Below are 26,325 nucleotides of genomic sequence, written 5' to 3'. Positions count from 1 at the left end.
GTGGTCGGTCATGGCCGGAGGGCTTCCTAGGCCAGGGCAGGTGCCAGGCCCACCCGGGTGGGCCTGGCACCTTGGGGAGTCTGGGGTGTCAGCAAGACTCCTGATAGGCGCGCTGCGCCTCGGGCTGAGTTCCCCAGTCGGTCTGGTAGAGCAGGTAGTCGCACATCTTGTTCCAGGTGGCGGGGCCGACGATGCCGTCCGCCGTGATGGCCGTCGGGTACTTCTGGAAGCAGACCGTGGCGTTGTACGTCCCCTGCCCGAACTGGCTGTCGACGCTCAGGGTGGGACGGCACGTCTGGGCGTCATGCATGAAGGCGTTGAGGGCGCGCTGCCACCTGGCCACCGCGGCCCCTGAAGAGCCCTTGCTCAGAACCGGGTTGGACAGGACGTGCGCCCCGCCGGTCTGCTGTACGACGACTGCGGCGTCCTGGGGTCCGGTCGCGCCCTGCGCGGCCCCGGTCAGGGTGGTCACGCCTAATCCGGCGGCGACGACGGCGGCAACCGCGAAACGTCTTAACATGCTCACTCCATACGGTGAGAACGTGGTCGTGCTCGGTCAAGAGGAAACGACACCAGAACCGGCGAAGCGCGCGCTTGGACAAATGCGTATCCGGGCGACTCTTAAGACCGAGGCCAACTTCTTCTCACCCCCACGCCACCTCGTGGCCGAACTCCGGACTACGGGCGCAAAGAACCGCTCGACCGGAAAGCCCGGAAGACGCAGCCGGCACGGCAGCGGCAACGGCCGCGCTCGCCTCGCCCCCAGCGGAACACCGCAGCCCATGGCCGAGGAGCCACCCCTCGATCGAGACACAGCCGGGCCGCTCCCCCCCTCGCGCGGACGATCGGGTGCTGCGAAAAGGGCCCGGTCGGAGATACTGAATCCACGCCCGACGCGGGCGCGCCCCAGCTCCAGCCCCAGCCCCAGGAATCGAGGACGAACCGTGAACCGCCGCCCCACCGCCCGCGACGTCGCCGAACTCGCCGGGGTCTCGCGGGCCGCCGTCTCCTTCGTCTTCAGCGGCCGCGCCGCGGGCAACCTCTCCGCCGGGACGCAGGAGCGGATCAGGAATGCGGCGGACGAACTCGGCTACCGCCCCGACGAGGTCGCGCGCTCGCTCCGGAGCAAGCGCAGCGCGGTCATCGGCCTGCTCAGCGACGAGATCGCGACGAGTCCGTTCGCCGGGCGGATGGTGCTCGGTGCCATGGAGGCGGCCCGCGCACGCGGCCACCAAGTACTGCTCCTGGAGTCACGCGGAGACGCGTCCGCCGAGGCGGAGGCCGTCGCCGAGCTCCGGGCCCGCCGGGTCGACGGCGTCGTCTACGCCGCGATGTCGATGCGCCGCACCGAACTGCCCGACGGCCTCGACCCGACCCGTACCGTGCTCGCCAACTGTCTTCCGCAGCAACCTGGTTCGTACGCGTACGTGGTCGCGGACGAGCGGGGCGGCGGCCGTGCGGCCGTGGACGTACTGATCGAAGCAGGACACCGGGACATCGCACTGCTCGCCGGCGAGAGCAGCAGCATCGCGGCGTCCGACCGCGCGCGCGGCTTCAACGACGGCCTGCGCTCCGCGGGTCTTACGGCACGTGCGGAGTGGACGGTGCGGGCGGGCTGGCAGATCGACGAGGGCTACGCCGCCGCGATGCGCCTCCTCGACCGCCCCGGCGAGCCCCGCCCGACGGGCGTCGTCTGTGCCAACGACCGTGTCGCGGCGGGCACCATGCTGGCGGCGGCCCGCCTCGGCATCGACGTACCGGGCGAGCTGTCCCTCGTCGGCTACGACGACCAGGACCAGATGGCGGCCCATCTCGTTCCGGCCCTCACCACGGTGGCGCTGCCGCACCACGGAATGGGCGCCGAGGCCGTCCGCGTACTGCTCGACGCGGCGGACGCGGGGCGTGACGTCGACCGGAGCGCGGCGCTGTTGCTCGACTGCCCGGTGGTGCGGCGGAGTTCGGTGCGGCACATCGCGTCCGCCGGGTGAGAAGTCGCGGGCCGCGGCTGGACAGCCCCTCGCGCAGGGCCCCGTTTCCTTCCTCACGCTCTCGCCCCGGTACGCGCCCGAAAGCAGCTCGGTCCCACGACGCCACGACGAAACCCGCGCCTACGTGTCAGCGGACCCGCTCCCCTGGCCGAGTTCCCACCCGGACACCGCGACCTCCGCCACCCCGCGCACCACCTCCACCCCGAAGGGTCCTTCGGGAGTCGGGTAGACCTTCTCCGTCAGCGTGGCCCGGTCGTCGACGAACACCTCGACGAGCGGCCCGTCGACCAGCACCCGTGCCCGCATGCGCGTGCCCGACGGCACGACCGCCGAGACAAGCGGCGTCCTGGCCAGCGGATGCCGCGACGTGGCGGGCGCCCCCGACCGGTCCAGGGTGGCAAGCCCCCGCGTCGGATTCACGCGCAACGCGACGCGGTCCCCGAGCCGCACCTCGACCTCGGAGTCGGGATGCCCGACGACGACATCGAGTCCGATCTCGTACGAGGCCGGCAGCGCGTCCCCGACCCCGAACGCACCGCGGCGCAGCCCGGTCAGCTCCCGCGCGGGCACGACCCGCAGTGTCCCGTCCGCGTGCACGCCGACCTCCCGCGGATGCGTCAGGCAACCCGCCCAGCCCGCGGCCACGGACTCCTCCTCGCTTCGTGACTCCCAGCTCCAGCCCCACAGCAGCGTTCGGTCGCTCTCGACCAGAGTGGTGGGGGCGTAGAAGTCGCGGCCGTGGTCGAGCATGCCCCCGCCCTCAGGAACGAAGGCCAGACTGTCGCCGTCGCCGCGCATCTCGCCGGTCAGGTAGGCGGTCGAGTAGGTGATGTCGTCGGCCCACAGCGAGACGATCAGGATCCAGCGGTCGCCACCGACGGGCACCAGCGCCGGGCACTCCCAGGCGGTCGCGGGGGCGGCGACGCGGGCGGCGACTGGGTCCGTGGCGTCGAGCAGCGAGCCCACATAGGTCCACTCCTCCAGACCTTCGATGCGGTACAGGAGCAGGTCAGGGGTGCCCGTCTCGCGGTGCCCCGCCCCGATCACGCCCCAGCGCCTGCCGGCGTGGGTGAAGACGTACGGGTCACGGAAGGCGTTGAGGTCCAGGCCCTCCGGCGGGCCGGGGACGACCGGGGCGGGCTCGGCCTTGAACGTGGTGATCGCGTCGTCCACGGCGCGCGCGAGCATGACCGAGCCGATGCCGTCGTGTCGGTCCATGCCGGTGTAGACAGCCGTCGGCACGCCGTCCTCGACGACCGCGCAGCCGGACCAGACGCCCCGTTCGTCGCGGCCGCCGGGGGTGGGCGTGAGGGCGATGCCGTGGTCGGTCCAGGTGATCAGGTCGGGGCTGGAGGCGTGGCCCCAGTGGATGTCGCCCCACACGGCCGCCCCGGGGTTGTGCTGGAAGAACAGGTGGTAGCGGCCGTTGTGGAAGAGCGGCCCGTTGGGGTCGTTGCACCACTGCCCCGCGGCAGGCCGTACGTGGTGGCGGGGGGTGTTCCGGTCGGCCATGGCGTAGGTCACGTCCTCGATCACGTCTACGTAAGTGTTTGTCTTGCCAATGCGAACCTAACACGTGATAGTTAGCGCACCTAGAACGTGTTAGGTCCGGACGGTCCGACCCGGCCCGGTCCCCCGTTCCCCTCTCATGACAAGGGTGCGGCGAGAAGCTCGCGGCGCCCGTTCCGCGCGAAGGAGCGCCCATGACGACGAGCGTGATCCAGGTGGCCGCGTCACCAGAAGCCGGGAAGAGCAAACGGCGCCTCAACTTCTCGCTGATCAGCGCGGCGCTCTTCATGTTCTTCGTCACCTGGTCGCTGTCCTGGTCGCTGTTCTCGATCTGGCTGACCCAGGACATCGGGCTCACTCCCGGCCGCAGCTCGCTCGTGATCAGCGCCAACGCCGTCGGCTGTCTGCTCACCATGCCGTTCTACGGCTTCCTCCAGGACCGCCTCGGCCTGCGCAAGAACCTCCTGTACTGGATCGGTGGGCTGATGCTGCTGGTCGGCCCGATGTACATCTACGTGTACGGGCCGCTGCTGAAGTCCCACTTCGCGGTCGGCCTGATCGTCGGCGCCGCCTACCTGGCCATGGCGTTCGCCGTCGCGGTGGCGACGCTGGAGAGTTACACCGAGCGCCTGAGCCGGTTCCACGGCTTCGAGTTCGGCCGGGCCCGGATGTTCGGCTCGCTCGGCTGGGCAGCCGCGACGTTCGTCGCCGGCCGGCTCTTCAACATCGACCCGAAGCTCAACTTCTGGTGCGCCTCACTGGCCGCCGCCGTCTTCGTCGCGCTGATCGCCGCGATCCGCGTGACCGACGGCCGGCGCGCCGCCGCCGTCGACCACGCCGCGTCCTCGGTCACTCTCACGGACGTGAAGTCACTCCTCCGATACCCGGCGTTCTGGGGCCTGTTGCTCTTCGTGTTCGCGGTGACCGCCACGTACAACGTGTACGACCAGATGTTCCCCTCGTACTTCGCCTCGCTCTTCCCGACGAGCGCCGAGGGCAACCGGATGTACAGCGACCTCAACTCCTGTCAGGTCTTTCTGGAGGCGGGCGGCATGGCGCTCGCGCCGTTCCTGGTCAACCGCATCGGCCCGAAGAAGTCCTTGCTCGTCGCCGGCTGCATCATGGCGACCCGGATCATCCTGTCCGGACTCGTCACCGATCCGCTCGCCATCTCAGCGGTCAAGCTGCTGCACGCCGTCGAGCTGCCGATCATGCTGATCGCCATCTTCAAGTACGTGAACCTGCACTTCGAGGCGCGGCTGTCGTCCTCGATCTACCTGGTCGGCTTCCAACTCGCCACTCAGCTCGGCGCCTCGGTCATCTCGCCGCTCGCCGGCATCGGTTACGACCACATCGGTTACGCGTCCACGTACCTGATCATGGGCACGGTCGTCGCGGTGTTCACTGCCGTCTCCTCCCTCACCCTGCGTCCCGACTCCTCGGGGCCGAGCCTGACCGGAAAGGAAGTGCTGGCGTGATCGTCGTCGCCGGTGAAGCTCTGATCGACCTGGTGCCGCAGGGCGGCACCAGCGACCCGCTCGCCCCCTTGCTGCCCGCTCGCGGTGGCGGCCCCTACAACACGGCTGTCGCGCTCGGCCGCCTCGGCGCGGACGTCTCGTTCTGTTCCCGTGTCTCCACCGACGCCTTCGGTACAGCGCTCGTGTCCCGCCTGGAGAAGGAAGGCGTCGACTGCGGTCTCGTCCAACGCGGTCCCGAGCCGACCACGCTCGCGGTCGCCTCCCTCGGCGGGGGCGGGTCGGCGGAGTACACCTTCTACACGGAGGGCAGCGCCGACCGCCTGTTCACCGCCCCCACCCAACTCCCCGCCACCATGAGCGCGTTGTCCGTCGGGACCTGCTCGCTCGTCCTCGAACCTGGCGCGAGCGCGTACGAGGACCTGATGCGCCGCTGTTCCGCCCAGGGCGTCTTCGTCACCCTCGACCCGAACATCCGCGCGGGGCTGATCCCGGACGCCGACGCCTACCGGGCCCGCTTCAGGGACTGGCTGCCTCACCTCTCCCTGCTCAAGCTCAGCGAGGAGGACGCGCACTGGCTCGGCGACGACATCGCGGGCTGGCTCGCGTCCGGCCCCGCCGCCGTCGTGCTGACCCGGGGCGGCGCGGGCCTGACGGCTTACACAGCGGAGGGCACGTACGCGGTGCCGGGCCAGGACATCGACGTCGTCGACACGATAGGCGCCGGCGACACGGTGAACGCGGCCCTGCTGCACGCGCTCGCCGCCCGCGGCGCCCTGTCCCGCGAAGCGCTCGGCGGGCTCGGCGCCGCCGACTGGGACGCGGTACTGGGGTTCGCGGCCCGTGCGGCGGCCGTCACCTGCTCCCGGCCCGGCGCGGAGCCGCCGTACGCGACGGAGTTGTGAGGGCTCGGAGTCTGCTGTGCCTGGCCGCAGGTTCCTGAGAAGCCGCAGGTTCCTGCGAACACGTGCGGTCCGTCGCGGCGGTGGCGTACCGCCGCTCCACCGGGGGCTGGGCCCAGCTGCGGGCCGACTCCCACCGCCTACGGGCCGGGCTCGCCTCGCCGCCGGTTTCGTCCGGCGGCGAGGCGAGCGGACGCGTCCTTCGCAGCACCGAGCTTGCGCCCACGCCCGGTTGTCACTCGAAGCGGGCCAGCGGCTGCGTGGAGCAGCGGAAGGAGCCTCCGAGGGAACGCGACACGGCGAAGTCGACGTACTCGACGGTGACGCCCCGTCGGGTCAGCTCGTCGCCGATCCGCTGGAACGCGGGGTCGGTGACGTAGACCTCGGGGCTGAGGGGCAGTCCGTTCGTACCGAGGGCGCGTGCTTCTTCTTCTGTCACGGCCACGCGCTCCCAGTCGGCGAGGGCGGCCGGGACTCCCCCGGTCAGGCGTTCCTCGCAGACCAGAAGCAGTCCTTCACGGACCAGGCTCAGGGCGCAGTCCAGGTGCAGGACGTGGGGGTGCAGGGGTACCTGCTCGACGGTGTAGCCCTGCGGTCCGAGGTACGCGGACAGCCAGCGGTGGCCGGCGTCGTCGGAGGCCAGGCCGGACCGGCCGACGAACACGTGCTTTCCCCACACGAGGACGTCGCCGCCTTCGAGGAAGGGACCAGGCCCGTCGCTGCCCTCCATGTCGGGCAGTTCGGGCGTGGGAAGGGCGACGTAGGCGGCGTCGCTGCCCAGCGCCCGCTCCTTGAGCAGCGGACGGCTGGGGAGGACTTCGAGGCGGCGGTGACGGAATCGCGGGCACCCCTCGATGACGTTGCCGCCGACCGTGAACCACGGGTCGCGCACGAAGAAGTTGCTGTACCCGGCCGCGCCGGCGGCGGCTTTCTCCGCTTCCGTCATCAGCCGGGGCCGCAGTACTTCCACGCCGTACCGCTCCAGTACGTTCTTGAGTGCTTCCCGCTCTCCTTCCCACGCTTCCTGCCGTGCGGGGAACGCCTCGGCGAGGGTCCTGCCCCGCATGTCCATCACGCTTTCGCGGTCAGTTCCGCCGAGGAATCCCAGAGTCGGATCCGCGTCCTGAAATTTGTCAGGAGCACGAAACTCACTCTGCGCCAGAACGACGGCCCTCAGGGGCGAGAACTCGCTCTCCGTGTGAACTTCCGTAGCTGCGGACGCCTTTACCGCCATGATTCAGCTCCCTTAGTCCAACCTTATTTTTGACACTCGCACAAAGTGCGGCACCCTTTAAAGGCAGCACAAAGTTCAGCCAACTGTCAAAAACAACCTCGAAGGGGCAGGCACCGGAACACTCGGTATCGAGAAACCGCGCATCATGAGTCCCCGGGCAGGGGGCTCTGCGGTTTATGCCTGCTCTGCTCGGGAGAAAGGCCGTCACGGTGAAAAAGATCCCCGCTCCCTCGGTGGAGCCTTCGCGGGACGCACAGGCTCAGGCACCCGCGGCGAAGCGGTGGGCCATGCTCGCTGTTCTCTGCTCGGGTCTGCTGGTCATCGCGCTGGACACCACCATCCTGAACGTCGCGCTGCCCTCGCTGATCGACGATCTGCGCCCCACCGCCATGCAGCAACTGTGGATCAACGACATCTACGGTCTGATCCTCGGTGGCCTGCTGATCACCAGCGGCGCGGTCGGTGACCGCTACGGACGCAAGCGGCTCTTCCTGACCGGCTTCGTCCTCTTCGGGATCGCCTCCGTCGCGGCAGCGCTGTCCGCCGCTTCCTGGCAGTTGATCGCGGCGCGAGTGCTCATGGGCCTGGGCGGGGCCATGGTGATGCCCTCCACCCTGTCGCTCATCCGCAACATCTTCACCGATGCCTCCGAGCGCGCCCGCGCCATCGGCATCTGGGCCGCCGTCGCCGGCATCGGCGCCTGCGTCGGGCCGCTGCTCGGCGGTGTTCTGGTGCAGAGCTTCGGCTGGTCGGCGGCCTTCTGGGTCAACGTTCCCGTCGTCGTGCTCACCGTCGTCGCGGGCCTGCGGCTGCTTCCGGAGTTCCGCGCGGCGCAGAAGGGCCGGCTGGACTACTTCAGCGCGGCGCTGTCCATCGGCGGTGTCGTCGTGCTGGCCTGGAGCATCAAGCATCTGGCCAAGGGAGGTCTCAGCCTGGGCGACGTTCTGAGCCTGCTCCTCGCGCTCGCTCTGCTCACGTGGTTCGCGCGCCGGCAGCTGCATCAGGCCGACCCGCTGCTCGACATCCGACTCTTCACCAACCGCCCCTTCCTCGCCGCGTCCCTGTCCACGTTGCTGGCCATGCTCGCCATCGGGGCGACCCTCTTCCTGGTCTCGCAGTGGCTCCAGTTCGTGCACGGCTACAGCCCGGCCGAAGCGGGCGTGCGGACCATCCCGGCGGCCATCGCCACGTTCTTCGCCGCGCTGATGGCTCCCCGGCTGATGAACCGGCTGGGTATCCGGACCACGATGGTGACCGGACTGCTGGTGATGACCGTGGCGGCGACGCCTCTGGCCCTGGCCACGCCACCGGTCTCGTACCTCCCCGTGGCCCTGCTGCTCGTCGCCATCGGCATCGGGGACGGCGTGGTGGTGACCACCGCGGCCAACGTCATGGTCTCGGCGGTCCGGCCCGAACGTGCGGGCCAGGCCGGGGGCGTCTCCGAGACCTCGTACGAGATCGGTGCCGCTCTGGGTGTGGCCTGCTTGGGCAGCATCCACGGGTCTGTCTTCGCGCACCACATGACAGGCGTTCCGCTTTCAGGCGCGGACCTGCGGACGGCCACCGAGTCGATCGGCGGCGCCGCCGAGATCGCCGGGCGCCTCGACGCGGCGACCGCGGGACGTCTGATGGAGCAAGCCCGTATCGCGTTCGACCATGGGCTGAACACGACCACATTGGTGACGGCAGGGCTCGCCCTGGTAGTACTGCTGATCGTATGGCGGCTGGTTCCGAAGGACTTTCAGCTCAGCGACGAGTCCTGAAGCGCCTTGCACTTCTACCTGGATCTCTGCTAACAGCCGAACAGCTCTCAGGGCATTTCGAGCCGAAGAGAACCAGGCCGAATTGCGGCCGGAATAAGGTTCCGCATTCCGGCCGCACCGGGCAGACAGTCAGTCCAGTAAAAGGGACCGCGATAAAGAGCCCTTCAGCCCGGCCGAATGGGGCTTTCTACCCGATTCAAAGTGTCGAGCGGCAGCGGTCGCAGTGCTCCCAGGCGGTGGCTGCCCAAGACCATCGTCCACGTGACGAGGACGAAGGGGAGGGTGGCCACCGACAGCCCGATCGGGCCGAGCAACGCGCTGAGCGCGATGTGGGCCCACTCGGACAGGAGCGAGCCCACCAGGGCGTAGATGACGGACGCGGTGGACCGGGCGAGCAGGAGACTTCCCAGGGCGACGGCGGTGAGGACCGGGTTGTAGGCGAGTGCTCCGGACTCGACGAGCGCGCTGTTGTGGCCGAGTACCCACGAGGTGACGACGGACAGCGTGGCGGCCGAGGCCGCGAGGGCCGCCGCCGGCCGGGAGCTGACGAGCAGCGCCAGCAGGACGAGGAACCCGAAGACAGGGTCGGTCTGGAGGAAGAGCTGCGCGAAGGCGTTCCCGAAGCCGCGCAGTGCCGTGAGCACGGTGAACGCGTCGGCGCTGTGGCCTGGTTCGGGGCCGATGGGAGGCACGGAGGCCAGGCGGGCCAGATCACGGTGGAAGGCCGCGGCGGTCATGGCCCAGAACACGAGCACCAACGGGAAGGCCAGCGGCAGCAGCCCGGCCCGGGCGAAGAGCCAGGAGCACCCGGCCACCAGAGGAACGGCCAGGACCACGCCCCCGGCGAAAGCAAGCCAGAGGGCAGGACCGTAGTGGTCCGGCGCAGACGCCTTGAGTACGTGGAACAGGATTCCGGCGAGCCCGCCCACGAACCCGAAGACGCCGGACCGGAACAGGTCACGGTCAGCCGCGAACAGGCGAGCGCCGCCGCATGCTCCGAGGCAGCCGACGCAGAAGAACAGGGCGCTCTGCCACGACACGACCGTGAGTGCCAGCAGGATGATGCCCCCGCAGAGCGGATTGTTCTGCAGGAGGACCTGGCTCGCGCCGCGCAGGACCAGGGCGGCCCATCCTCCGCCGACGTTCAGCGCGTTCGCCGCGCGGGCGCGGTACGCGTGCCGCTTGCTGGTGCTCATGGACGAAACCCTGACTGTACGAAGGCCCCTGCACAGGGGCGAGTGGCGGAGCCGATCGACACCGTCCGCTCGGCGCGGTCTGCTCTGCGTGGTCCGCACGACGCGGTCCGCACGACGCGGTCCGCACGACGCGAGGACGATCATGCCCACTCATCCGATTATGTAGGATGATGCCACTATCTATCCGGATATCGGGCTTGTTACTCGTGAGAGGCAATACTCGAGGTCGGAGCATGCGCTGCTTCGTCTTTGACGTGTTGCCTCTTTTGGTCTGTCGCACCGGCCACCGGGAGAAGCGCCGGGATCTGCCCGGCCCGCCCCCATCCGAGTGACCCGGTCGGCATCCGGGCCCGCGTAGAGAGGCCAGCGCCGTGGCTGAGCCAGTCCGCAACTATCCGAAGCTCGCACGGGACATCCTGGAAGGCGTCGGAGGTCCCGACAACGTCGCGCAGGCGAGCCGGTGCGCCACGCGTCTGCGCCTGGTGCTCAAAGAGGTGCCGGCCGAAGCCCGGGAGAAGATCACCGCACTGCCCGGCGTGATCACCGTGGTCGAGAACGGGGGCCAGTTCCAGGTCGTGATCGGCCCTCATGTGGGCGAGGTCCACGAGGAGTTCGTACGCGTCGCACAGCTCGACGAGTCGGGCGGCGAGAGCCAGAAGCAGTCGGTCATGAACCGTGTGATCGCGACGATGTCGGCGGTGTTCGCGCCGTTCATCTACATCCTCGCCGCCGCCGGCATCCTCCAGGGCGCTCTGATCCTGATCAACCTGGGATGGCCCTCGTTCGAGAAGACCGGCACCTACGAGGTGCTGTCGTTCATGTCGTGGACGCCCTTCACGTTCCTGCCCGTCTTCATCGCGATCACCGCGTCCAAGCACTTCAGGACGAACACCTTCATCGCGGTGGTGTGCTGCGCCGCGATCATGAACCCGACGTGGTCGACGATCGCCGCCCGCATCGCCGACGGCGAGATGGTCACCTTCGCCGGCATCCACCTGAGCGAGACCGTCTACACCAGCTCGGTGCTGCCGCCGCTGCTGCTCGTCTGGGCCCTGTCGTACCTCGAACGCTTCCTCAGCACGCATCTGGGCGGCACCGCCAAGCAGCTCCTGACGCCGCTGGTCTGCCTGCTGGTGATGGTCCCGCTGACGCTTCTGGTCATCGGACCGCTCAGTGCCGGCGCCGCCGACGGCATCGCCAACGGGTACAACTGGCTGGTCGAAGCCGCTCCCCCGGTCGCCGCCGCGCTCATCGGCGGTGTCTGGCAGTTCGCCGTGATCTTCGGTGTGCACTGGGGTGTCACACCCATGAACCTCTCGAACTTCGCCCGCTTCGGCGAGGACTCCTTCCAGGCGTTCCAGACCGCCGCGGTCATCGGCCAGGTCGGCGCGGCCTTCGGCGTCTTCCTGAAATCCCGCGACACGAAGCTGCGCGGCGTCGCCGCCTCCGCGACCGCGACCGGCTTCTTCGGCATCACCGAGCCCGCGATCTACGGTGTCACCCTGCGGTTGAAGAAGCCCTTCCTGATGGGCTGCGTCGGCGGTGCGATCGGCGCGGTCATCATCTCCCTCTTCGGTGCCCGCTACTACGCCTACGCCGGGCTGCCCGGCCCGCTGACCATCGTCAACGCCTCCAAGCCCGGTACGAACTCGCTCCTGTGGCAGGCCGTCGGCTGCGGCGCCGCTTTCCTGATCGCGGCCGCCCTGGTCTACGTCGTCGGGTTCAAGGACTCCGATGACGACACCGCCTCCACCGGGTCGCCGGACGACGCGGCGCTGACCGTGGCCTCTCCCCTCAGCGGCACGCTCGTCCCGCTGGAAGCCGTGCCGGACCCGGTGTTCTCCACCCACGCCATGGGCCGGGGCGTGGCCATCGAACCGACCGACGACAAGGTGTACGCGCCCTTCAGCGGCACCGTGGTCGCGCTCATGCCGCACGCCATAGGGCTGCGCGCGGACACCGGTGTCGAACTCCTGATCCACATCGGCCTGGACACGGTCAAGCTCGACGGCCGGGGCCTCACCGCACATGTCGAGCAGGGCGCGCGGGTCGAGGCGGGCGCGCTGCTGACGGAGATCGACCGCGACGCCATCACCGAGGCCGGCTTCCCCCTCACCACGATGCTCGTGGTGACCAACAGCAGCTCGTACGCCGATGTCGTCACGGAGGAGACCGAAGCCGTCGAACACGGCGACCGCGTACTGACGCTCCTGCCCACAATCCCCGTACCCGCCGTTGCCGCCACCTCCGCGACCACCACGACCGGCGCCGAGCCCGTCCCCACGAACGCATGACCAAGGAGCACTCCGTGAACACCTTCCCCGACGATTTCCTCTGGGGCGGCGCTGTCGCCGCCCACCAGCTCGAAGGCGGCTGGGACGAGGGCGGCAAGGGCCCGAGCGTGGTCGACGTCCTCACCGCGGGCGCGCACGGCGTACCGCGCCGCATCACCCCGGACGTCGAGCCGGGTGAGTTCTACCCCAACCACGAGGCCATCGACTTCTACCACCGCTTCCGTGAGGACATCGCGCTCTTCTCCGAGCTGGGCCTGAAGTGCTTCCGGACCTCGATCGCCTGGTCGCGCATCTTCCCCAAGGGCGACGAGGAGGAGCCGAACGAGGAGGGACTGCGCTTCTACGACGATCTGTTCGACGAACTGCTCTCCCACGGCATCCAGCCCGTCGTCACGCTCTCGCACTTCGAGCTGCCGATGCACCTCGCGCGCGAGTACGGCGGATTCCGCAACCGCGAACTGGTCGGATTCTTCGAGCGTTTCGCCCGCGTGTGCTTCGAGCGGTACTCGTCCAAGGTCCGCCACTGGATGACCTTCAACGAGATCAACAACCAGATGAACACCGACGCCCCGATCTTCCTGTGGACCAACTCCGGCGTCATCGTGGAGCCCGGCGAGGACCCGCAGGAGGTCATGTACCGGGCCGGGCACCACGAACTGCTGGCGAGTGCGCGGGCGGTGGCCATCGGGCACGAGATCGATCCGGCGCTCCAGATCGGCTGCATGATCGCGTCCGTACCGATCTACCCCTTCTCCTGCGACCCTGCGGACATGATGGCGGCCCAACTCGCCAACCACTCGCGCTACTTCTTCAGCGACGTCCACGCGCGCGGCCACTACCCCGGTTACGCGCTCGCCGAGTTCGCCCGCAAGGGCTGGGACGTAGGCATCCGGGAGGGCGACGACGAGATCCTGGCCGCGGGCACGGTCGACTTCATCGGTCTGAGCTACTACATGTCGGTGACCGTGCGGGCGACGGACGACAAGGACGTCGACGAGGCCAACGTCGTCTCCGGCGGCCTGCCGGGAGCCGTGCCCAACCCGCACATCGCCGCGACGGAGTGGGGCTGGCCGATCGACCCCGTCGGACTGCGCTGGACCCTCAACGCCCTCTACGAGCGGTACGACCTGCCGCTGTTCGTCGTGGAGAACGGCTTCGGCGCGATCGACGAGGTCGAGGAGGACGGCTCGATCCACGACCCGGACCGCACCGACTACCTCCGCCGCCACATCGAGCAGGCCAGGCTCGCCGTCGTGGAGGACGGCGTGCACCTCATCGGCTATACGCCGTGGGGCGTCATCGACCTCGTCTCGTTCACGACAGGCGAGATGAAGAAGCGCTACGGCATGATCCACGTCGACCGCGACAACGCGGGCAGGGGCACGATGCGGCGCCGCCGCAAGGACTCGTTCGCCTGGTACCAGCGGGTCATCGCCACCAACGGCGCCGAGCTCTGACGTGAGATCCCGCGACGGTGTACGGCGGGCTCCGGCTCGCCGTACACCGTCCGGTCTCACCCGGGGCGCGACATCGAGAGCTGAGGAGCAGAGGTGCACGTCGTCCGCGTGCTGAACAACCACGCCGTGCTGGCCTCGCGGTCCGACGGCCGGCACGTCGTACTCATGGGCAAGGGGATCGGCTTCGGAAGGCACTTGGGCGACCCGGTCGACCCGGCAGCGGTACGGCACACCTTCGTGCCGAGCGGCTCACACCCCATCGGTCAACTGGCCGATCTGGTGGGCGACCTGCCCATCGACATCACCGAGACCGCCGGCCTGATCATCCGGGCGGGCCGGGCGAGGACCAAGGTGGCCGCGACGCAGGCTCTGCTGCTCACCGTCGCGGACCACCTCGCTCTCGCCGTGCGGCGGAGCGAGCACGGCTCGGCCGCCTACCCGCTGGCGTGGGAGGTGTCGCAGCTCTTCCCCGACGAACTGGGCCGCGGGCCAGGACGCCTTGGACATCATCGCGGAACGGCACGGCGTTCGGCTGCCGCCCGAGGAGGCGACGGGCTTCGCCCTGCACTTCGTGACCGCGCAGTACGCCGGAGACATCGGCCGGACGGTGGCGATGACGCAACGCATCACGCAGCTCCTCGGCGTGGTCGGGGCCTCGCTGGGCGTGCAGTTGGGCACGGACTCTCTCTCCGTGGCGCGTTTCGTGACACATCTGCGCTACCTCTTCGCACGCGTCGCGCAAGAGCGGCAGATCGAGGACGCGCCCTCTTTGCTGCTGGACGCGATACGGCAGTCGCACCCGCGGTCCTTCCGCACGGCCCAACGGCTGCGCGAGGTCCTGGAGATGGACGCGTGTGGCCTCACGGAGGACGAGGTGACGTACCTGGCCCTGCATGTGGCCAGGCTGGCGGCGGACGCCGGGTGCCCGACCTGAAGTCGACAGCGCGTCAGGCTTCGACACCCTGCGCAGGCTCCGGCGGCGGGCCGGTCCGAGCGAGTTGGACCTGCTGTTCTACGTCCTTGAACCCGAGGGCGCGGTAGAGGTCGATCGCGTGGTAGCCGGGGTCCGCGACGACGACCAGCGTGTCGGCCCCCATCTGGCGCAGCCCCCGTTGCCCGGTGTGATGGACCACCGCCGAGGCCAGCCCCAGACGCCGGTACGCGGGGTGCGTCTCGACGTCCTGGAAACGCGCCAGTCCCTGGCCGTCGCTGAACAGACCGGCGCCCGCGCGCATGCGGCCGTCCACGAAGGCCCCGAACCAAGCTCCGCAGCCGGCCTCGCTGAGTCTGCGGTGCTCCAGGACCTTGCGCTCGAAAAACTCCCGGTGTTCGCCGGTCAGCGCGGGTTGGTCAGCGCAGGCGATACGCAGGTCGAGCGCCTGCTTCCAGTCGTCGTCGCCGGACAGCGCCCGGACGTCGGCCTGCACGCGGGGCGGGCCCGGCGGCAGCAGTCTCGTAGCGGTCAGGACGGTGTTCACCTCGGCGGTGACCCCGAGGTCGGCGAGCTCACTGGCCTCTCCGCAGTCTCCGTCGGTGCCGTCCACCCCGAGCGCGAGGTGGGCCGCGCCGGGGAAGGCGCCGGCGAACCACTCCGACAGGCGACGGGCATCGCCCCTGCGGGGCGCGCCCTTGAGCAGCAGGAAATTGCCCCACCAGAAACCCGGGTTGGCCGGTGTACGGATCACGACGTGCGAGTCGAGATCGGTGATGCTGGAGCCTGCCATGGTCAGCAGCATCAGATCGGTTCTGTAGCCCAGAGAAGTCACGTTCACGAAGCTGATCGTATGGTGGCGAACCGAACACGCAAACGACTTTCCCGGTTCCCCGGTTTTGACGGGGTACGCGGTGCGGACCGTCGACGAGATCCGCGGCCCGCACCGCGCAATCGCTGATTGCGGCCTGCCGACCCGCGTGCCCGGTGGCATCGCGCCCGCCGGCGGCATGACCTGGTGGGCTCAGTAAGAGCCCGTGCAGTTCAGCAGGGAGCTGTCGCTGCGGAAACCGCAGGCGTGCGAGGTGATGCCGGCGTCGTTGACCATCACGGTGTGCTGGTCGCTGCCGCTGGCCACTCGGCGCTCGCGGTAGTCGCCGTTGGAGTTCGACACAGAGATGTAGTCGCCGACACTGGCGCTGGTGATCTTGCCCCAGGCCGCGCGACAGGACGGGCTGTAGCGCAACTGGATCGTACGGCCGCCGGAGGTGACCTGCTTGGCGGTGATCGCGTCGCTGGCGCACGTGGTGCCGTTGGGCTCCTTGCCCGTGCACGAGGAGCCGTAGCACGTGGCGGCCGCCGACGCCTGGGCGGTCGGGACAGTGAACGCGACTGTCCCGACGAGCAGTGCCGAGGAGGTGAGCCCTACAAGGAGTTTCCTGTTCATCGTGCCCCCTGAGTGCGAGGCGCCGCCGGGTCGGCAGCGCCGTGGATGTCATGGACATTAGGTCCGGAACGGCATCTTCCTCGCTCTCATTTGAGACATCTGCCAGTTAAGTGCGCCTTCCTCCAAAAACTGGTGCACACGCATACCCCCACCTCGCCCCGCATCCCAGGTCAGACAAGTCCCGCCCGAGCGACCTGAGCATTCGGGAAGGCGGCGCGTGAGCCGGGCGCCCCCACCGGCAACCAACATTGATAACAAAAGGGTATTCTGTCTACATTTGCACCGATGAACTCAGATGAAGGCAGGAACGTACGGGTTCCGTTCGGCGGGCGGCTGGTTCCGGTGCTGCTGGCCATCGGCGCAGCCGCGTACATGGCGTGGGTACTCGAGGTCGTCCTCGCTACCGGCCTCGACCCGCTTCGGACCTACGTGAGTGAACTGGCCGCCCAGTCCCAGCCTTTGGGCGGCCTGTTCCGCGCCACGGACCTCGTCGCCGGCCTGTTCGCCGGCGCCGGCGCGGTGTGCGGGCTGCTCACTCAGCGGCCCCGGCGGCCTTGGACGACGGCCGGATGGGCGGGGCTTGCGCTGTTCGGGACCGCTACCGCCGTCGACTCCCAGCTTCCGCTGAGCTGCCCGTCCACCGGTGACCCGGAGTGCCGGCTACGGGAACTGGCCGGACTGGTGCCGGCGACCCACACCGCGCACGCCGTGAGCAGTTCCCTGGCCCTCACGGGCGCCTTCATCGGGATGACCGCACTGACCGTGGCCGCAGCGCGGTACGGGATCTGGCGCCCCTTGCTGCGGGCCGGGCTGGTGATCGCCGTACTCGAACTGGCCGCCACCGTCTGGACGCTCGTCGGTGTCGCCTCGTTCGAGGCGGGCAACGGCACCCGCCTGATCGGCCTGGGACAGCGGCTCCAGTTGCTGCTCATCTCGCTGTGGCTGGGAACCTTCGCGCTGGCCCTGCTCAAAGCCGAGCCCGTGGAGCGACGGTGACGCGACACACGGTCGCCCCGCGCGGCACCTTCGTGAAGATCGGGGGCATCCCCCACCACGTCGTGGTCGAGGGCTCAGGCCCGGTGTGCGTGCTGTCCGGAGGGCTGGGCATGTCCTGGTTCGACTGGGACTCCGTCGCCGCCCTCCTCGTCCCCCACCGCACCGTCGTACGCTTCGACCGGCCCGGACTCGGCCTCAGCGCCCCCGCCGACACACCCCCCACTCTCAGCGGCGAGGTCGCGCGCATCGCAGCCGTGCTCGACGCCCTGGGCCCGGCAGCGGCGTCCCCCGTGACGCTCGTCGGCCACTCGCTCGCCGGCTTCCACTGCGAGGCGTTCGCCCGGCTGCATCCCACCCGGCTCGCCGGCCTGGTCCTGGTGGACGCCAGCGTGGAGGAAGACGCGCGGCTCGTACGCGCGCGCACGGCGCGGATGCGGGCCGCGCGACTGTCCGCGACGGTGTTGCGGGCCACGGGCGTCCCGGCCGCATGCGGGCCGGCGCTGCGCCGCGCGACGGTACGGGTGAACCGAGTCGGCGGCACGGACCCGGCACCGCGCTCGCTGGTCCGCGCGGTGTACGGGACGAGCCGTTGCATGCGGGCGATCCTGCTGGAGAACGCCACCTACCGTGATGTGGCCGCCGAACTGACCGCACTCCGACACACCACCCCGCCCCCGAGCGGGCTGCGGTCCACCGTCCTCGCGGCGGGCAGCTCACGTTCCTGGCTCGCCGCCCAGACCCGGCTGGCCGCGACCCTCGACGCCCGCCTGCACACGGTGCCGGACGCGGGGCACCTGATCATGCTGGACCGCCCCGATGCGGTGGCGGCGGCCGTCCTCGACACCCTCTGAGGAGAGCACCTGCGGGTGCGGAGCTTCCCCCATCAGCCAGAAGATCAGTGCGGCGGCGCATGTTGCGGGCGGCCGGGTGCGGAGGGCCCTTGGGCCCCTCGTTCACCATTCAGCCCGTACGGCCCAGGCGCTCCGCCAGTCTCGTGGCGTTCATGTACGCGATGGCCTCGATGGAGATCATCGGGTTGACGCCCGATGAGGTCGGGAAGCAGGACGCGTCGGCCACCACGATGTTGGGGACCTCCCAGGTCGCTCCGTCCGGGTCGGTGGCGCTGGTGTGACGGGTGCCGCCCATGCGGGCGGTGCCCATGATGTGCAAGGCCGCGATCGCGCAGCGGCCCGGCTGGTAGCCGGCGTTGCGGCAGGCGGCGGTGAACTCCTCGTGCGAACCGGAGCGTCCGGGCTCGTACGAGGGGCCTGCCTGGTGCGCGGACGAGATGCGGCGCGCGCCCGCGGCGGCGAGGATCCTCGCCGCGCCCTCGACTCCGGCGTGCAGATGCGCGGTGTCGTAGGCGGAGAGGCGGTAGTGCGGGACGGGTTCGCCGTCGCGGGCCACCTTGACCACGCCGCTGTCGCGGTCGCGGGTGATCACGCCGATGCCCACGGTGTGCCGGAGGTCCTTGAGGGCGGCCAGGTGGGCGGCGGAGCCGCGCCAGTTCGTGAAGCCCTGGAGCGCCGCGGGATTGCCGGGTCCTGTTTCATAGATGACGCCGTGGCCTCGGCCGTCGAGGTCGCTGTGCTGGCGGGAGTAACGGGTTTGCAGGCCGCCCTCCCACGGTCGGATCTCTTCGTCGAAGACGCCCCAGACGGCGGTCGCGGGATGCAGGCGCAGGTGCCGACCGATGGCCGGATCGGTGAGCCCCGAGCGCCGCAGCAGAGCAGGGGTCTGGACGGCACCTGCGGCCACGACGACCGCGCGGGCGTGAACGGTGACCACGTGGCCGGCCGCCGTCGTGCCGCGCACGCCGACGGCACGACCCTGCTTCACCTGGATGGAACGCACCTTGGTGTCGATGACCAGTCGGGCCCCGGCGGCCGCGGCATCCGCGAGCCAGGTCTTGGTGACGGACTGTTTGGCGCCGAGTCGGCAGCCGTATCCACAGCGTCCGCAGTCCGTGCCCGTGTCGCAGCCCACCACGTTGCGGGGCATCGCGTCGACGTGCCAGCCGAGGGCGCGCAGGCCGCGTTCCATCACGGCGTCGCGGGCGGAGGCGGTGCTGTGGTCGTTGTTGACGGAGAGCCGGTCGGTGACGGCGTCGAGTGCCGCGGTGAACTCCTTCTGGGCGAATTGCGCGGCGCCCAGCGCGGCCCATTCCTCGCGGATCTCGTCGGGTGTACGCAGGGACGTGGTCCAGTTGACGACTGTGCCGCCGCCGAGGCAGGAGCCTGCGACGAGGGAGATCTGGCCCTCCGCGGTGGTCGAGGGGCCGGTGGCGTAGAGGCGAGTCAGGCCCGACCGTTCACCGCCGTCGAAGTCGGCGTCATCGAAGTAGCCGCCACGCTCAAGCACGACCACGCTGAGTCCGGACCGCGCGAGGACGGCCGCGGCGGTGCCTCCCCCCCGCGCCCGAGCCGACCACGACGACGTCGCAGTCGAGCGTGGTGTCCGCGGCGGGAGACAGGGGTGACAGGCGCGGGCGTGGGGCGTCGGGCTTCCTGCCCAGGGGGCCGGGGTAACGGATGGCGTCCCAGACCGGCGAGGTGCCGTCCGGTCCCTCGGCCATCAGATACGCGGAGGTCGCAAGCGCGCGCAGCGACTGGAACAGGACGCGTCTGCGTTCCGATGACGCGTCGCCCAGGCGCAGCATGACGTCCTCCCGGGCGGACGGTGTCAGGTCGGAGAACCGGCGTCCCGCAGTGCCCAGGAGCAGGCCGGCGAGGCGTGAGTCCCACAAGGACAGCAGGGAGCCGATCTGTTTGCGGTCCCGAGTACACGGCAGGGCGTGGACGAGGTCTTCGGCGAGGGACACCGCTCCGAGCCGGCCCGCGGACGGGATCGCGGCGCCGTCCCCCGGGGCGAAGGTGTCGCAGATCGCGGTGAGCGCCGCGCGTTGGCGGGAGTCGAACTGCATGGTCCGTCCTCATACGTGGGAGGGTTCAGGGGCGGCGCAGGAAGGTCCCTGTCCGGGGCTCGCATGGTCGGCGAGGTGGGTGGGTGGGCTGTCCGGGCGGAGCAGCGGTCGGGGAGAGGTCGGCAGCCGTGGCGGGCCGAGGCGATCACCTCCGGGGCGATCATCTCCAGGGCGGCCCGGTGCAGGCAGGCGGTGTGCGTTCAGGCGAGCGGGTGCGTCCGGGTCTCGTCCTGGGCGCGCAGGGCGTGCTTGATCACCTTGCCGCCCGCGTTCCGAGGCAGCCCTTCCACGGTGACGAGGTCCTTGGGCATCTTGAAGGAGGCGATCCTGCCGTCGAGGAACGCGGTCAGCTCAGGGAGCGACAGGGTCGTGCCGGGTGCGAGGGTCGCGTACACGACCGGTATCTGGCCCCAGCGCTCGTCGGGCCGTCCGATCACCGCGGCCTCCAGCACCGACGGATGCCCGGCGACGGCGTTCTCCACCTCGGCGCAGTAGATGTTCTCCCCGCCACTGATGATCATGTCTTTCTTGCGGTCCACGACCCAGACGAAGCCGTCCTCGTCCATCCGCACGAGGTCGCCCGAGTGGAACCAGCCGCCCGCGAAGGCCTGCGCCGTCTCCTCGGGCCTGCGCCAATAGCCCTGGGTCAGAGTCGGGCCACGGTAGACGATCTCGCCCACGGTGCCGAGGGGTACGTCGTTCATCTCGGCGTCGACGATGCGGTACTGGATCGTCGGGATCGGCCGGCCCACCGAGCCGAGCTTGCGCAGGGACTCCTGCCCACGCAGCACGCAGGTGATCGGCGAGGTCTCGGTCTGGCCGAACACGGCGACGTTCAGGGCGTCGGGGAATGCCTCCCCCATGGCGCGCAGCGTCGCTTCGCTCGCGGGCGCCGCGCCCCAGCTGATGACGCGCAGCTTCAAGTCGCGCTTGCCGATGCCGGGTTGGGCGCAGATGAGGTCCCACTGCTGCGGCACGTTGAAGACGAGGGTGGCGCCCTCGCGTTCGTACGCGTCAAGGACGCCCTTCGGGTCGAAGGCGCCGAGCGGGTGGATCACGATGGTGCCGCCGACGAGGATGTTGGCGACGATGGAGCCCAGTCCCGCGATGTGGAAGAAAGGCGCGGTCAGGAAGGCGACGTCGGAGTCGTCGAAGATCTCCATCGCTCGGATGCAGGTGATCGCCTGTACTTGCATGTTGCGGTGGGAGAGCATGACGCCCTTGGGGCGACCGGTGGTGCCCGAGGTGTACATGATCAACGCCGTGGACTCTTCCGCGATGTCGGGCAGGTGCATCGGCTCGTGTGCGGCGAGGAACTCCTCGTAGGCGAACTGCCCCTCGGGTACTGCCTGGCCGCTGTCGGCTCCGGCCGCGCCGCCGTTGCCGTCCGTCGCCTCACCGGGCTCGCCGGACCCGCTGGGCTCACCGGACCCGCCGGGCTCACCAGACTCAGCGGGCTCACCGATCACGATGACCGTGCCGATGGGCGCGCCGGCCGTCGCTGTGCGCAGCAGCGGGAGGAGTTGGGCATCGACGACGACGGCGGACGGGGTGCAGTCCGCCAGGACGTCCCCGAGTTCGAGGGGCGCGAGCCGGAAGCTGAGCGGGACGGCCGCCGCGCCGATGCTGTTGGCGGCGAGGACGCTCTCCACGAACCACGGGTGATTGAGAGTCAACAGGGCCAGCCGGTCACCCTCACCGAGGCCGCGGCCGGACAGTGCGGCGGCCAACTGCAATGAGCGTCTGGACAGTTGGGCCCAGGTGGTGGTTTCGCCGAGGTGACGCAGCGCGGGCTTGTCGGGCCGCATGGCCGCGTGCGTGGCCACTTGCGCCATCCAGTGGTGCCGAAAGGACCAAGCGGGAGCCGGAACGGTGGACATGCCACTCCTCGGGAGCCGAATGCGCGGGACGGGTCGAGCGGGGCGAGGCGGTGGGACGCGTACCGAAGCGTGGAATCGTCGAAGGTGTGCGAAGCGTTGGCCATTATGCCCATGGGAGCCTCCCCCAAGAAGCCCTTTGTTAATGAGAAATCACATGGGATGTGAACGGCGCGTCACATGAGGGGTGGAGGCGCGAAGCGAACACTCCCCCGCGTCGGCCATGTGGTTGACTGACCCTCATGGCCCTGCCCCTGCGCCCTCCTCCCCCTCCGGCGACGGCCGAGCCGGTCGCGGTCGCACGGCCGCGCGACCGCAAACAACGGATCGTGGAGGCCGCCGGCCGGGTGTTCAGCGAGCGCGGCTATCACGCCGCCTCGATGGAGGAGATCGCAGCCGCCGTGGGCATCACCGCCACGGCCCTCTATCGGCACTTCCCCAACAAGTACGCCCTGTTCGCCGAGTGCGCGAACGTCATCGTGGACCGACTCGTCGCCGCTTTGGACGAGTTGCCGCCGCAGGCGGATCTGACGGAGGTGCTCCGCGCGGTCACGCGGGTCGCCGTGGAGCACCGCGCGTGCGGGGGCCTGTACCGATGGGAGGCGCGCTACCTGGAAGCCGCGGACCGGCGGCTTCTGAAAGGCAAGTTCGCCCGGGTCGTCGGGCGGGTGTCCGGGGCCGCGCAGAGTGAACATCCTTGCCCTCAGCCGCAGTTGCGTGCCGTGTCGGCGCTCGGCGCGATCGGTTCGATCACCCAGCATCACAACTCCATGGCCAGGCGCCGCCTGGAGGAGACACTCCTGTCCGCCGCCCTCCGCGTCGCGGCGACCCCGCCCGCTGCCGGCGCCCGCGCGCCACGCGCGGTCGAGCTGCCCGCCCCGCCCACGCCGCGCACCCGACGGGCGCAGATCCTGGCCGCGGCGATCCCGCTCTTCGCGCAGGACGGCTTCGCGAAGGTCACCAACGGGCAGATCGCGGAGGCGGTGGGCATCGCCCCGTCCGCGCTCTACCGGCACTACGCCACGAAGGTGGACATCCTGGTGGCGGCCTGCCTGCAGGCGGCGGGACTGCTCGCGCAAGCGGTGGAACAGGGCCTGGGCGAGGTGACCGAGCCGCGCGAAGCGGTGGTGGCGCTGGCCGCCACGTATGTCGGCTACAGCTTCGAGCACACCGAGCTCACCAGTGTCGCCGAGTCCGAGGTGGCTGGACTGCCGGACGACCTGCGCCGCCCCCTGATCCTCGCTCAGCGCGAGCACATGGCGATCTGGGAGCAGCAATTCCTTCTGGCACGGCCGGAGTTGGACGCACGTCAGGCACGGGTACTGGTACACGCCGGCCTCGGCGTGGTCGTCGAGGCCGGGCGCCGTCTGCACTGGCGGGACTCGCCCGAGCACCGAAGCGCGGTCACCACGCTGGTCCTGCGGGCGCTCGGCCTGTAGCGACGCGACGCGCTGCGTCGGACAGTAACGGAACGCCCATGGGGTTCGACGCCCCTGAGACGCGGAAGACCGGAACTGCTGGACGGCGGGTTCCGTGGCGCCGGGACTCAGCCACCCGGCCTGTTGGCGGCCGGAAGCGTGATCGGGGTCTGGGTGGTCGAGGTGCCGTTGTTGAGGTACAGCATCGCTATGCCGCGCAGGGCCCGGTCGAACAGGTAGCCACTATTGGGCGCCACCCACGACGTCCCCTCGCGGAAGGCGACGTAGAGCGGCCATTCGACGCGGATCAGGGCCGCCTGCACCCAGTCGCGGGGCAGGTCGAGCCAGTCGCCGATCTCGTCGTTGAGCAGATAGCGCACGAACTCGTTGACGAACCCCTCAGCCAGACCCAGCGTGGGCTGCGTGACGTAGCCGAGCAGCGTCTGCGCCAGGCTGTTTCCCTCGGTCGTCGGGCCGACGTTCGGCCACAGCATCTGCGTGGCCTGCGCCTTGGCGTCGGCCCACGTGGCAGGGATGAACTGGCGTTGTACGCCGAGCAGATGGAGGGCGACCTGCCACGCGTGCAGATCCGCCTCCTGCTCTGCCGCGGACAGACGGATCCCCCACTTCAGCAGATTGTCGTGCGCGTACGTGGCCACCGAGTGGAAGGTGCGCAGGATGTCGCCATTGCTGATCGGCTTCGGCTGGTCCGCGGTCTTCATGAACCCGGCGGAGGTCGGCAGCAGGTTGCGGACCACCGAGTGCACCAGGCGGGTCTTGTTGGCGGTGACGATGAAGTGCCCCGTGGGATGCCAGGCGGTCTGCGAGTTGAGGTCGTAGCCGAAGGTGAAGGTCTTGGCCGCGCGCTCCTTCATGTCGGCACCGCCCGCGGACCAGTAGACGGCGCGGGCCTCCCGCGGGATCACGGTGCTCATCATCCCGCTGGCCAGACTCTGTGAGACGAAGAGGTACGAGGCCAGGCGCTTGTAGTAGCGCTCGGAGGCGGCGAGTTTCGTGGCGTCGGCCCAGTCCGGCAATTGGTTGGCCTTTTGCAGATAGGCCGTCAGGTAGCCGGGCATGCCCGCCGGAAGCGGGTCCGCGTTGTCGGTCCACGAGCGCCAGGCGGTGTTGACCGCCGGGATCACGCCGTCCGCGAGGAGCCGTGCGGCCACCGCGTCCGGTTCGGGGTCCCAGACCTGGAAGGGGTCGGTCACCGCGTCAGTGCCGGCGAGCGAGCCGGCCGACGACCAGGCCCACGCCTTGGGGGCGGCGGCCATGCTCGTGATGCCGAGTGCGGCACCGAGCGACAACGCTCGTCGTCTGCTGATACTTCCCATTCACTTACCTACTTTCAAGCAGGTCAGGATGAACCCTCAACTTACGTACACAGAGCTTGATTTGAGTGATCGTCACGGTTGTCCATGCGTGTGATTTTCGATTAACATAACCACACGCACCTGGGTCGGCAAGACTTCTGCGCGACCTCGGTACGAGCTTGCGCCCCTGCCGCGCCACACCGCTCTCCGGGCGGCGGGCGCCGGGACACCACCGGATGCATCCGCCGGCTGCCCGTCGACGGTGTCGTGACCACGTACGCGCTCGGCGACTTCGACCGGCGGTCGCGGGCCCGCAGGCGGGTCTGTTCCTGAAGGCGGTGCCGCAGCCGGCCCGCGATCTGCCCCTCTTCGTCTTCCCCCGTACGCGGTGCCTCTGACTTGTACAGGAGTGATGATTGCCGTGCCCAGTTCCCTCTTCCCTCAGCGTTCCCTCTACGACGACGAGCACGAGCTGCTCAGAGGGACGGCCCGGTCGTTCGCCGACAAGCACGCCTCCCCGCACATCGGGCGGTGGCGCTCCGCGGGCAGGGTCGACCGGACGCTGTTCGAGGAGGCCGCCCGCGCGGGCGTCCTCGGGTTCAACATCCCGCAGGAGTACGGGGGCGCGGGCAGCAGCGACTTCCGCTTCAACGCGGTGATCGGCGAGGAGTTCTCCCGCCATCCCGCGGCGGACGCGCTGGCGTGCGTCGGCCTGTCCAACGACATCGTGGTGCCCTACTTCACCGACCTCACCACCGAGGAGCAGAAGGCGCGCTGGCTGCCCGGGATCGCCGCCGGTGAGCTCATCGTGGCGGTGGCGATGACCGAGCCCGGCACGGGCAGCGACCTCGCGGGCATCGCCACCACCGCCGTCTGCGACGGAGACGACTACGTGGTCAACGGAAGCAAGGTGTTCATCTCCAACGGGCAGAACGCCGACCTGGTCGTCACCGCCGTACGGACCGGACCCGACCGGCACGGCGGGCTCAGTCTGCTCGTCATCGAGGCGGGCCGTGCCGGCTTCTCCCGCGGCCGCAACCTGGAGAAGGTCGGCCTGCACGCGCAGGACACCAGCGAACTCTTCTTCCAGGACGTGCGCGTGCCGGCCGCCAACCTGCTCGGTGAGGAAGGCACGGGCTTCACCTCCCTGATCCGCAACCTGCCCCAGGAGCGCATCTCGATCGCCGCGAACGCCATCGCCTCCATCGAGGGCGTCCTCGACCGCACCCTGGCCTACGTCAAGGAGCGCACGGCGTTCGGCAAGCCGATCGGCTCCTTCCAGAACACCCGCTTCGAACTGGCCGAGATGGTCACCACGGCCCGCGTGGGGCGCAGCTACCTCGATGACATGCTCGCCCGGCACTCACGGGGAGAACTGACGGCCGTGGACGCGGCAGCGGCCAAGTTCTGGGCCACGGAGACCTACGTGGCCATCGTCGGCCGGTGCGTCCAACTCCACGGCGCCTACGGCTACATGCTCGACTACCGCATAGCCCACGACTACCTCGACTCACGCATCTCCACGATCTACGGCGGCACCACCGAGATCATGAAGGAGATCGTCGGCCGCGACCTGGGCCTGTAGGCCGGCCGTCCCGA

General features: G+C 69.6%; 21 protein-coding genes and 1 pseudogene. 12 read left to right on the top strand and 10 right to left on the bottom strand.

Annotated elements, in window-relative coordinates; genetic code table 11:
• Positions 1-88: 88 nt before the first annotated feature.
• Complete coding sequence (locus ACZ7LY_RS16760) at positions 89-520, bottom strand: peptidoglycan-binding domain-containing protein (RefSeq protein WP_471625327.1); 432 nt, start codon at positions 518-520, stop codon at positions 89-91.
• Positions 521-944: 424 nt separating this feature from the next.
• Between ACZ7LY_RS16760 and ACZ7LY_RS16755 the strand changes: the two genes are divergently transcribed.
• On the top strand, positions 945-1,988 hold the full coding sequence (locus tag ACZ7LY_RS16755) for a LacI family DNA-binding transcriptional regulator (RefSeq protein ID WP_471625326.1): 1,044 nt from the start codon (positions 945-947) through the stop codon (positions 1,986-1,988).
• 120 nt (positions 1,989-2,108) lie between these two features.
• Here ACZ7LY_RS16755 and ACZ7LY_RS16750 read toward each other — a convergent pair whose 3' ends face one another.
• Positions 2,109-3,500, bottom strand: a complete 1,392-nt coding sequence (locus ACZ7LY_RS16750; RefSeq protein ID WP_471625368.1) for a glycoside hydrolase family 32 protein — start codon at positions 3,498-3,500, stop codon at positions 2,109-2,111.
• A 191-nt stretch (positions 3,501-3,691) separates the two neighbouring features.
• On the opposite strand from ACZ7LY_RS16750, the gene ACZ7LY_RS16745 reads away from it, so the two are divergent.
• Complete coding sequence (locus tag ACZ7LY_RS16745; protein ID WP_471625325.1) at positions 3,692-4,975, top strand: oligosaccharide MFS transporter; 1,284 nt, start codon at positions 3,692-3,694, stop codon at positions 4,973-4,975.
• Complete coding sequence (locus tag ACZ7LY_RS16740) at positions 4,972-5,877, top strand: carbohydrate kinase family protein (protein ID WP_471625324.1); 906 nt, start codon at positions 4,972-4,974, stop codon at positions 5,875-5,877. Before ACZ7LY_RS16745 ends, ACZ7LY_RS16740 begins: the two co-directional genes overlap by 4 nt.
• Positions 5,878-6,109: 232 nt before the next feature.
• On the opposite strand, the gene ACZ7LY_RS16735 is transcribed toward ACZ7LY_RS16740, so the two are convergent.
• Complete coding sequence (locus ACZ7LY_RS16735) at positions 6,110-6,940, bottom strand: dimethylarginine dimethylaminohydrolase family protein (protein ID WP_471625323.1); 831 nt, start codon at positions 6,938-6,940, stop codon at positions 6,110-6,112.
• Between the two features lie 455 nt (positions 6,941-7,395).
• On the opposite strand from ACZ7LY_RS16735, the gene ACZ7LY_RS16730 reads away from it, so the two are divergent.
• Positions 7,396-8,871, top strand: a complete 1,476-nt coding sequence (locus ACZ7LY_RS16730; RefSeq protein ID WP_471625322.1) for an MFS transporter — start codon at positions 7,396-7,398, stop codon at positions 8,869-8,871.
• A 164-nt stretch (positions 8,872-9,035) separates the two neighbouring features.
• Here ACZ7LY_RS16730 and ACZ7LY_RS16725 read toward each other — a convergent pair whose 3' ends face one another.
• Positions 9,036-10,067 carry an urea transporter gene (locus ACZ7LY_RS16725; RefSeq protein ID WP_471625321.1) on the bottom strand — a complete coding sequence of 344 codons (1,032 nt, stop codon included), beginning with the start codon at positions 10,065-10,067 and terminating at the stop codon, positions 9,036-9,038.
• A 371-nt stretch (positions 10,068-10,438) separates the two neighbouring features.
• Here ACZ7LY_RS16725 and ACZ7LY_RS16720 point away from each other — a divergent pair, with 371 nt between their 5' ends.
• The 4 genes and pseudogenes from ACZ7LY_RS16720 (at position 10,439) to ACZ7LY_RS16705 (ending at position 14,752) form a co-directional block, all read left to right on the top strand.
• Positions 10,439-12,361, top strand: a complete 1,923-nt coding sequence (locus tag ACZ7LY_RS16720) for a glucose PTS transporter subunit IIA (protein WP_471625320.1) — start codon at positions 10,439-10,441, stop codon at positions 12,359-12,361.
• 14 nt (positions 12,362-12,375) lie between these two features.
• Positions 12,376-13,818 carry a 6-phospho-beta-glucosidase gene (locus tag ACZ7LY_RS16715; protein WP_471625319.1) on the top strand — a complete coding sequence of 481 codons (1,443 nt, stop codon included), beginning with the start codon at positions 12,376-12,378 and terminating at the stop codon, positions 13,816-13,818.
• 93 nt (positions 13,819-13,911) lie between these two features.
• Positions 13,912-14,049, top strand: a pseudogene (locus ACZ7LY_RS16710) (CAT RNA binding domain-containing protein); the annotation flags it as partial.
• A gap of 268 nt (positions 14,050-14,317) precedes the next feature.
• A complete protein-coding gene (locus ACZ7LY_RS16705; protein ID WP_471625318.1) occupies positions 14,318-14,752 on the top strand; it encodes a PRD domain-containing protein in 435 nt (144 codons plus the stop codon).
• A gap of 13 nt (positions 14,753-14,765) precedes the next feature.
• Here ACZ7LY_RS16705 and ACZ7LY_RS16700 read toward each other — a convergent pair whose 3' ends face one another.
• Both ACZ7LY_RS16700 and ACZ7LY_RS16695 read right to left on the bottom strand, forming a co-directional pair.
• Entirely contained in the window at positions 14,766-15,590 is an 825-nt protein-coding gene (locus tag ACZ7LY_RS16700) for a GNAT family N-acetyltransferase (protein WP_471625317.1), read from the bottom strand.
• Between the two features lie 183 nt (positions 15,591-15,773).
• A complete protein-coding gene (locus tag ACZ7LY_RS16695) occupies positions 15,774-16,196 on the bottom strand; it encodes a DUF2690 domain-containing protein (protein WP_471625316.1) in 423 nt (140 codons plus the stop codon).
• A gap of 285 nt (positions 16,197-16,481) precedes the next feature.
• Here ACZ7LY_RS16695 and ACZ7LY_RS16690 point away from each other — a divergent pair, with 285 nt between their 5' ends.
• Both ACZ7LY_RS16690 and ACZ7LY_RS16685 read left to right on the top strand, forming a co-directional pair.
• The gene (locus ACZ7LY_RS16690; RefSeq protein ID WP_471625315.1) at positions 16,482-17,192 is read left to right on the top strand and encodes a DUF998 domain-containing protein; all 711 of its coding nucleotides are present in this window, start codon (positions 16,482-16,484) and stop codon (positions 17,190-17,192) included.
• Positions 17,189-18,043, top strand: coding sequence for an alpha/beta fold hydrolase (locus ACZ7LY_RS16685; protein WP_471625314.1), 855 nt, complete (start codon positions 17,189-17,191; stop codon positions 18,041-18,043). Before ACZ7LY_RS16690 ends, ACZ7LY_RS16685 begins: the two co-directional genes overlap by 4 nt.
• A gap of 109 nt (positions 18,044-18,152) precedes the next feature.
• Here the strand turns inward: ACZ7LY_RS16685 and ACZ7LY_RS16680 are convergent, their stop codons facing one another.
• The 3 genes from ACZ7LY_RS16680 to ACZ7LY_RS16670 all read right to left on the bottom strand — a co-directional run bounded on the left by ACZ7LY_RS16680 (position 18,153) and on the right by ACZ7LY_RS16670 (position 21,950).
• A complete protein-coding gene (locus ACZ7LY_RS16680) occupies positions 18,153-19,559 on the bottom strand; it encodes a GMC family oxidoreductase (protein ID WP_471625313.1) in 1,407 nt (468 codons plus the stop codon).
• Complete coding sequence (locus ACZ7LY_RS16675) at positions 19,546-20,115, bottom strand: gluconate 2-dehydrogenase subunit 3 family protein (RefSeq protein WP_471625312.1); 570 nt, start codon at positions 20,113-20,115, stop codon at positions 19,546-19,548. The genes ACZ7LY_RS16680 and ACZ7LY_RS16675 overlap by 14 nt, the downstream gene beginning before the upstream one ends.
• Positions 20,116-20,315: 200 nt before the next feature.
• A complete protein-coding gene (locus ACZ7LY_RS16670) occupies positions 20,316-21,950 on the bottom strand; it encodes an AMP-binding protein (protein ID WP_471625367.1) in 1,635 nt (544 codons plus the stop codon).
• Positions 21,951-22,234: 284 nt separating this feature from the next.
• On the opposite strand from ACZ7LY_RS16670, the gene ACZ7LY_RS16665 reads away from it, so the two are divergent.
• The gene (locus ACZ7LY_RS16665; protein ID WP_471625311.1) at positions 22,235-23,431 is read left to right on the top strand and encodes a TetR/AcrR family transcriptional regulator; all 1,197 of its coding nucleotides are present in this window, start codon (positions 22,235-22,237) and stop codon (positions 23,429-23,431) included.
• Positions 23,432-23,538: 107 nt separating this feature from the next.
• On the opposite strand, the gene ACZ7LY_RS16660 is transcribed toward ACZ7LY_RS16665, so the two are convergent.
• Positions 23,539-24,747 (bottom strand): oxygenase MpaB family protein, encoded by a 1,209-nt coding sequence (locus ACZ7LY_RS16660; RefSeq protein WP_471625310.1) that lies wholly within the window; start codon positions 24,745-24,747, stop codon positions 23,539-23,541.
• A 400-nt stretch (positions 24,748-25,147) separates the two neighbouring features.
• On the opposite strand from ACZ7LY_RS16660, the gene ACZ7LY_RS16655 reads away from it, so the two are divergent.
• Positions 25,148-26,311, top strand: a complete 1,164-nt coding sequence (locus tag ACZ7LY_RS16655; protein ID WP_471625309.1) for an acyl-CoA dehydrogenase family protein — start codon at positions 25,148-25,150, stop codon at positions 26,309-26,311.
• Positions 26,312-26,325: the final 14 nt, after the last annotated feature.

This window comes from Streptomyces sp. NPDC107550 (genome assembly GCF_055639095.1).
The sequence above is the reverse complement of the archived record's forward strand: the minus strand, read 5'-3'. Positions and strand labels throughout refer to the sequence as shown.

Bases quoted from the DNA above. Each gene is read 5' to 3' on its own strand.
- ACZ7LY_RS16760 (WP_471625327.1), bottom strand. From the start codon at position 520: ATGTTAAGACGTTTCGCGGTTGCCGCCGTCGTCGCCGCCGGATTAGGC.
- ACZ7LY_RS16750 (WP_471625368.1), bottom strand. From the start codon at position 3,500: ATGGCCGACCGGAACACCCCCCGCCACCACGTACGGCCTGCCGCGGGG.
- ACZ7LY_RS16745 (WP_471625325.1), top strand. From the start codon at position 3,692: ATGACGACGAGCGTGATCCAGGTGGCCGCGTCACCAGAAGCCGGGAAG.
- ACZ7LY_RS16735 (WP_471625323.1), bottom strand. From the start codon at position 6,940: ATGCGGGGCAGGACCCTCGCCGAGGCGTTCCCCGCACGGCAGGAAGCG.
- ACZ7LY_RS16730 (WP_471625322.1), top strand. From the start codon at position 7,396: ATGCTCGCTGTTCTCTGCTCGGGTCTGCTGGTCATCGCGCTGGACACC.
- ACZ7LY_RS16725 (WP_471625321.1), bottom strand. From the start codon at position 10,067: ATGAGCACCAGCAAGCGGCACGCGTACCGCGCCCGCGCGGCGAACGCG.
- ACZ7LY_RS16695 (WP_471625316.1), bottom strand. From the start codon at position 16,196: ATGAACAGGAAACTCCTTGTAGGGCTCACCTCCTCGGCACTGCTCGTC.
- ACZ7LY_RS16690 (WP_471625315.1), top strand. From the start codon at position 16,482: ATGAACTCAGATGAAGGCAGGAACGTACGGGTTCCGTTCGGCGGGCGG.
- ACZ7LY_RS16675 (WP_471625312.1), bottom strand. From the start codon at position 20,115: ATGCAGTTCGACTCCCGCCAACGCGCGGCGCTCACCGCGATCTGCGAC.
- ACZ7LY_RS16670 (WP_471625367.1), bottom strand. From the start codon at position 21,950: ATGGCGCAAGTGGCCACGCACGCGGCCATGCGGCCCGACAAGCCCGCG.
- ACZ7LY_RS16665 (WP_471625311.1), top strand. From the start codon at position 22,235: ATGGCCCTGCCCCTGCGCCCTCCTCCCCCTCCGGCGACGGCCGAGCCG.
- ACZ7LY_RS16660 (WP_471625310.1), bottom strand. From the start codon at position 24,747: ATGGGAAGTATCAGCAGACGACGAGCGTTGTCGCTCGGTGCCGCACTC.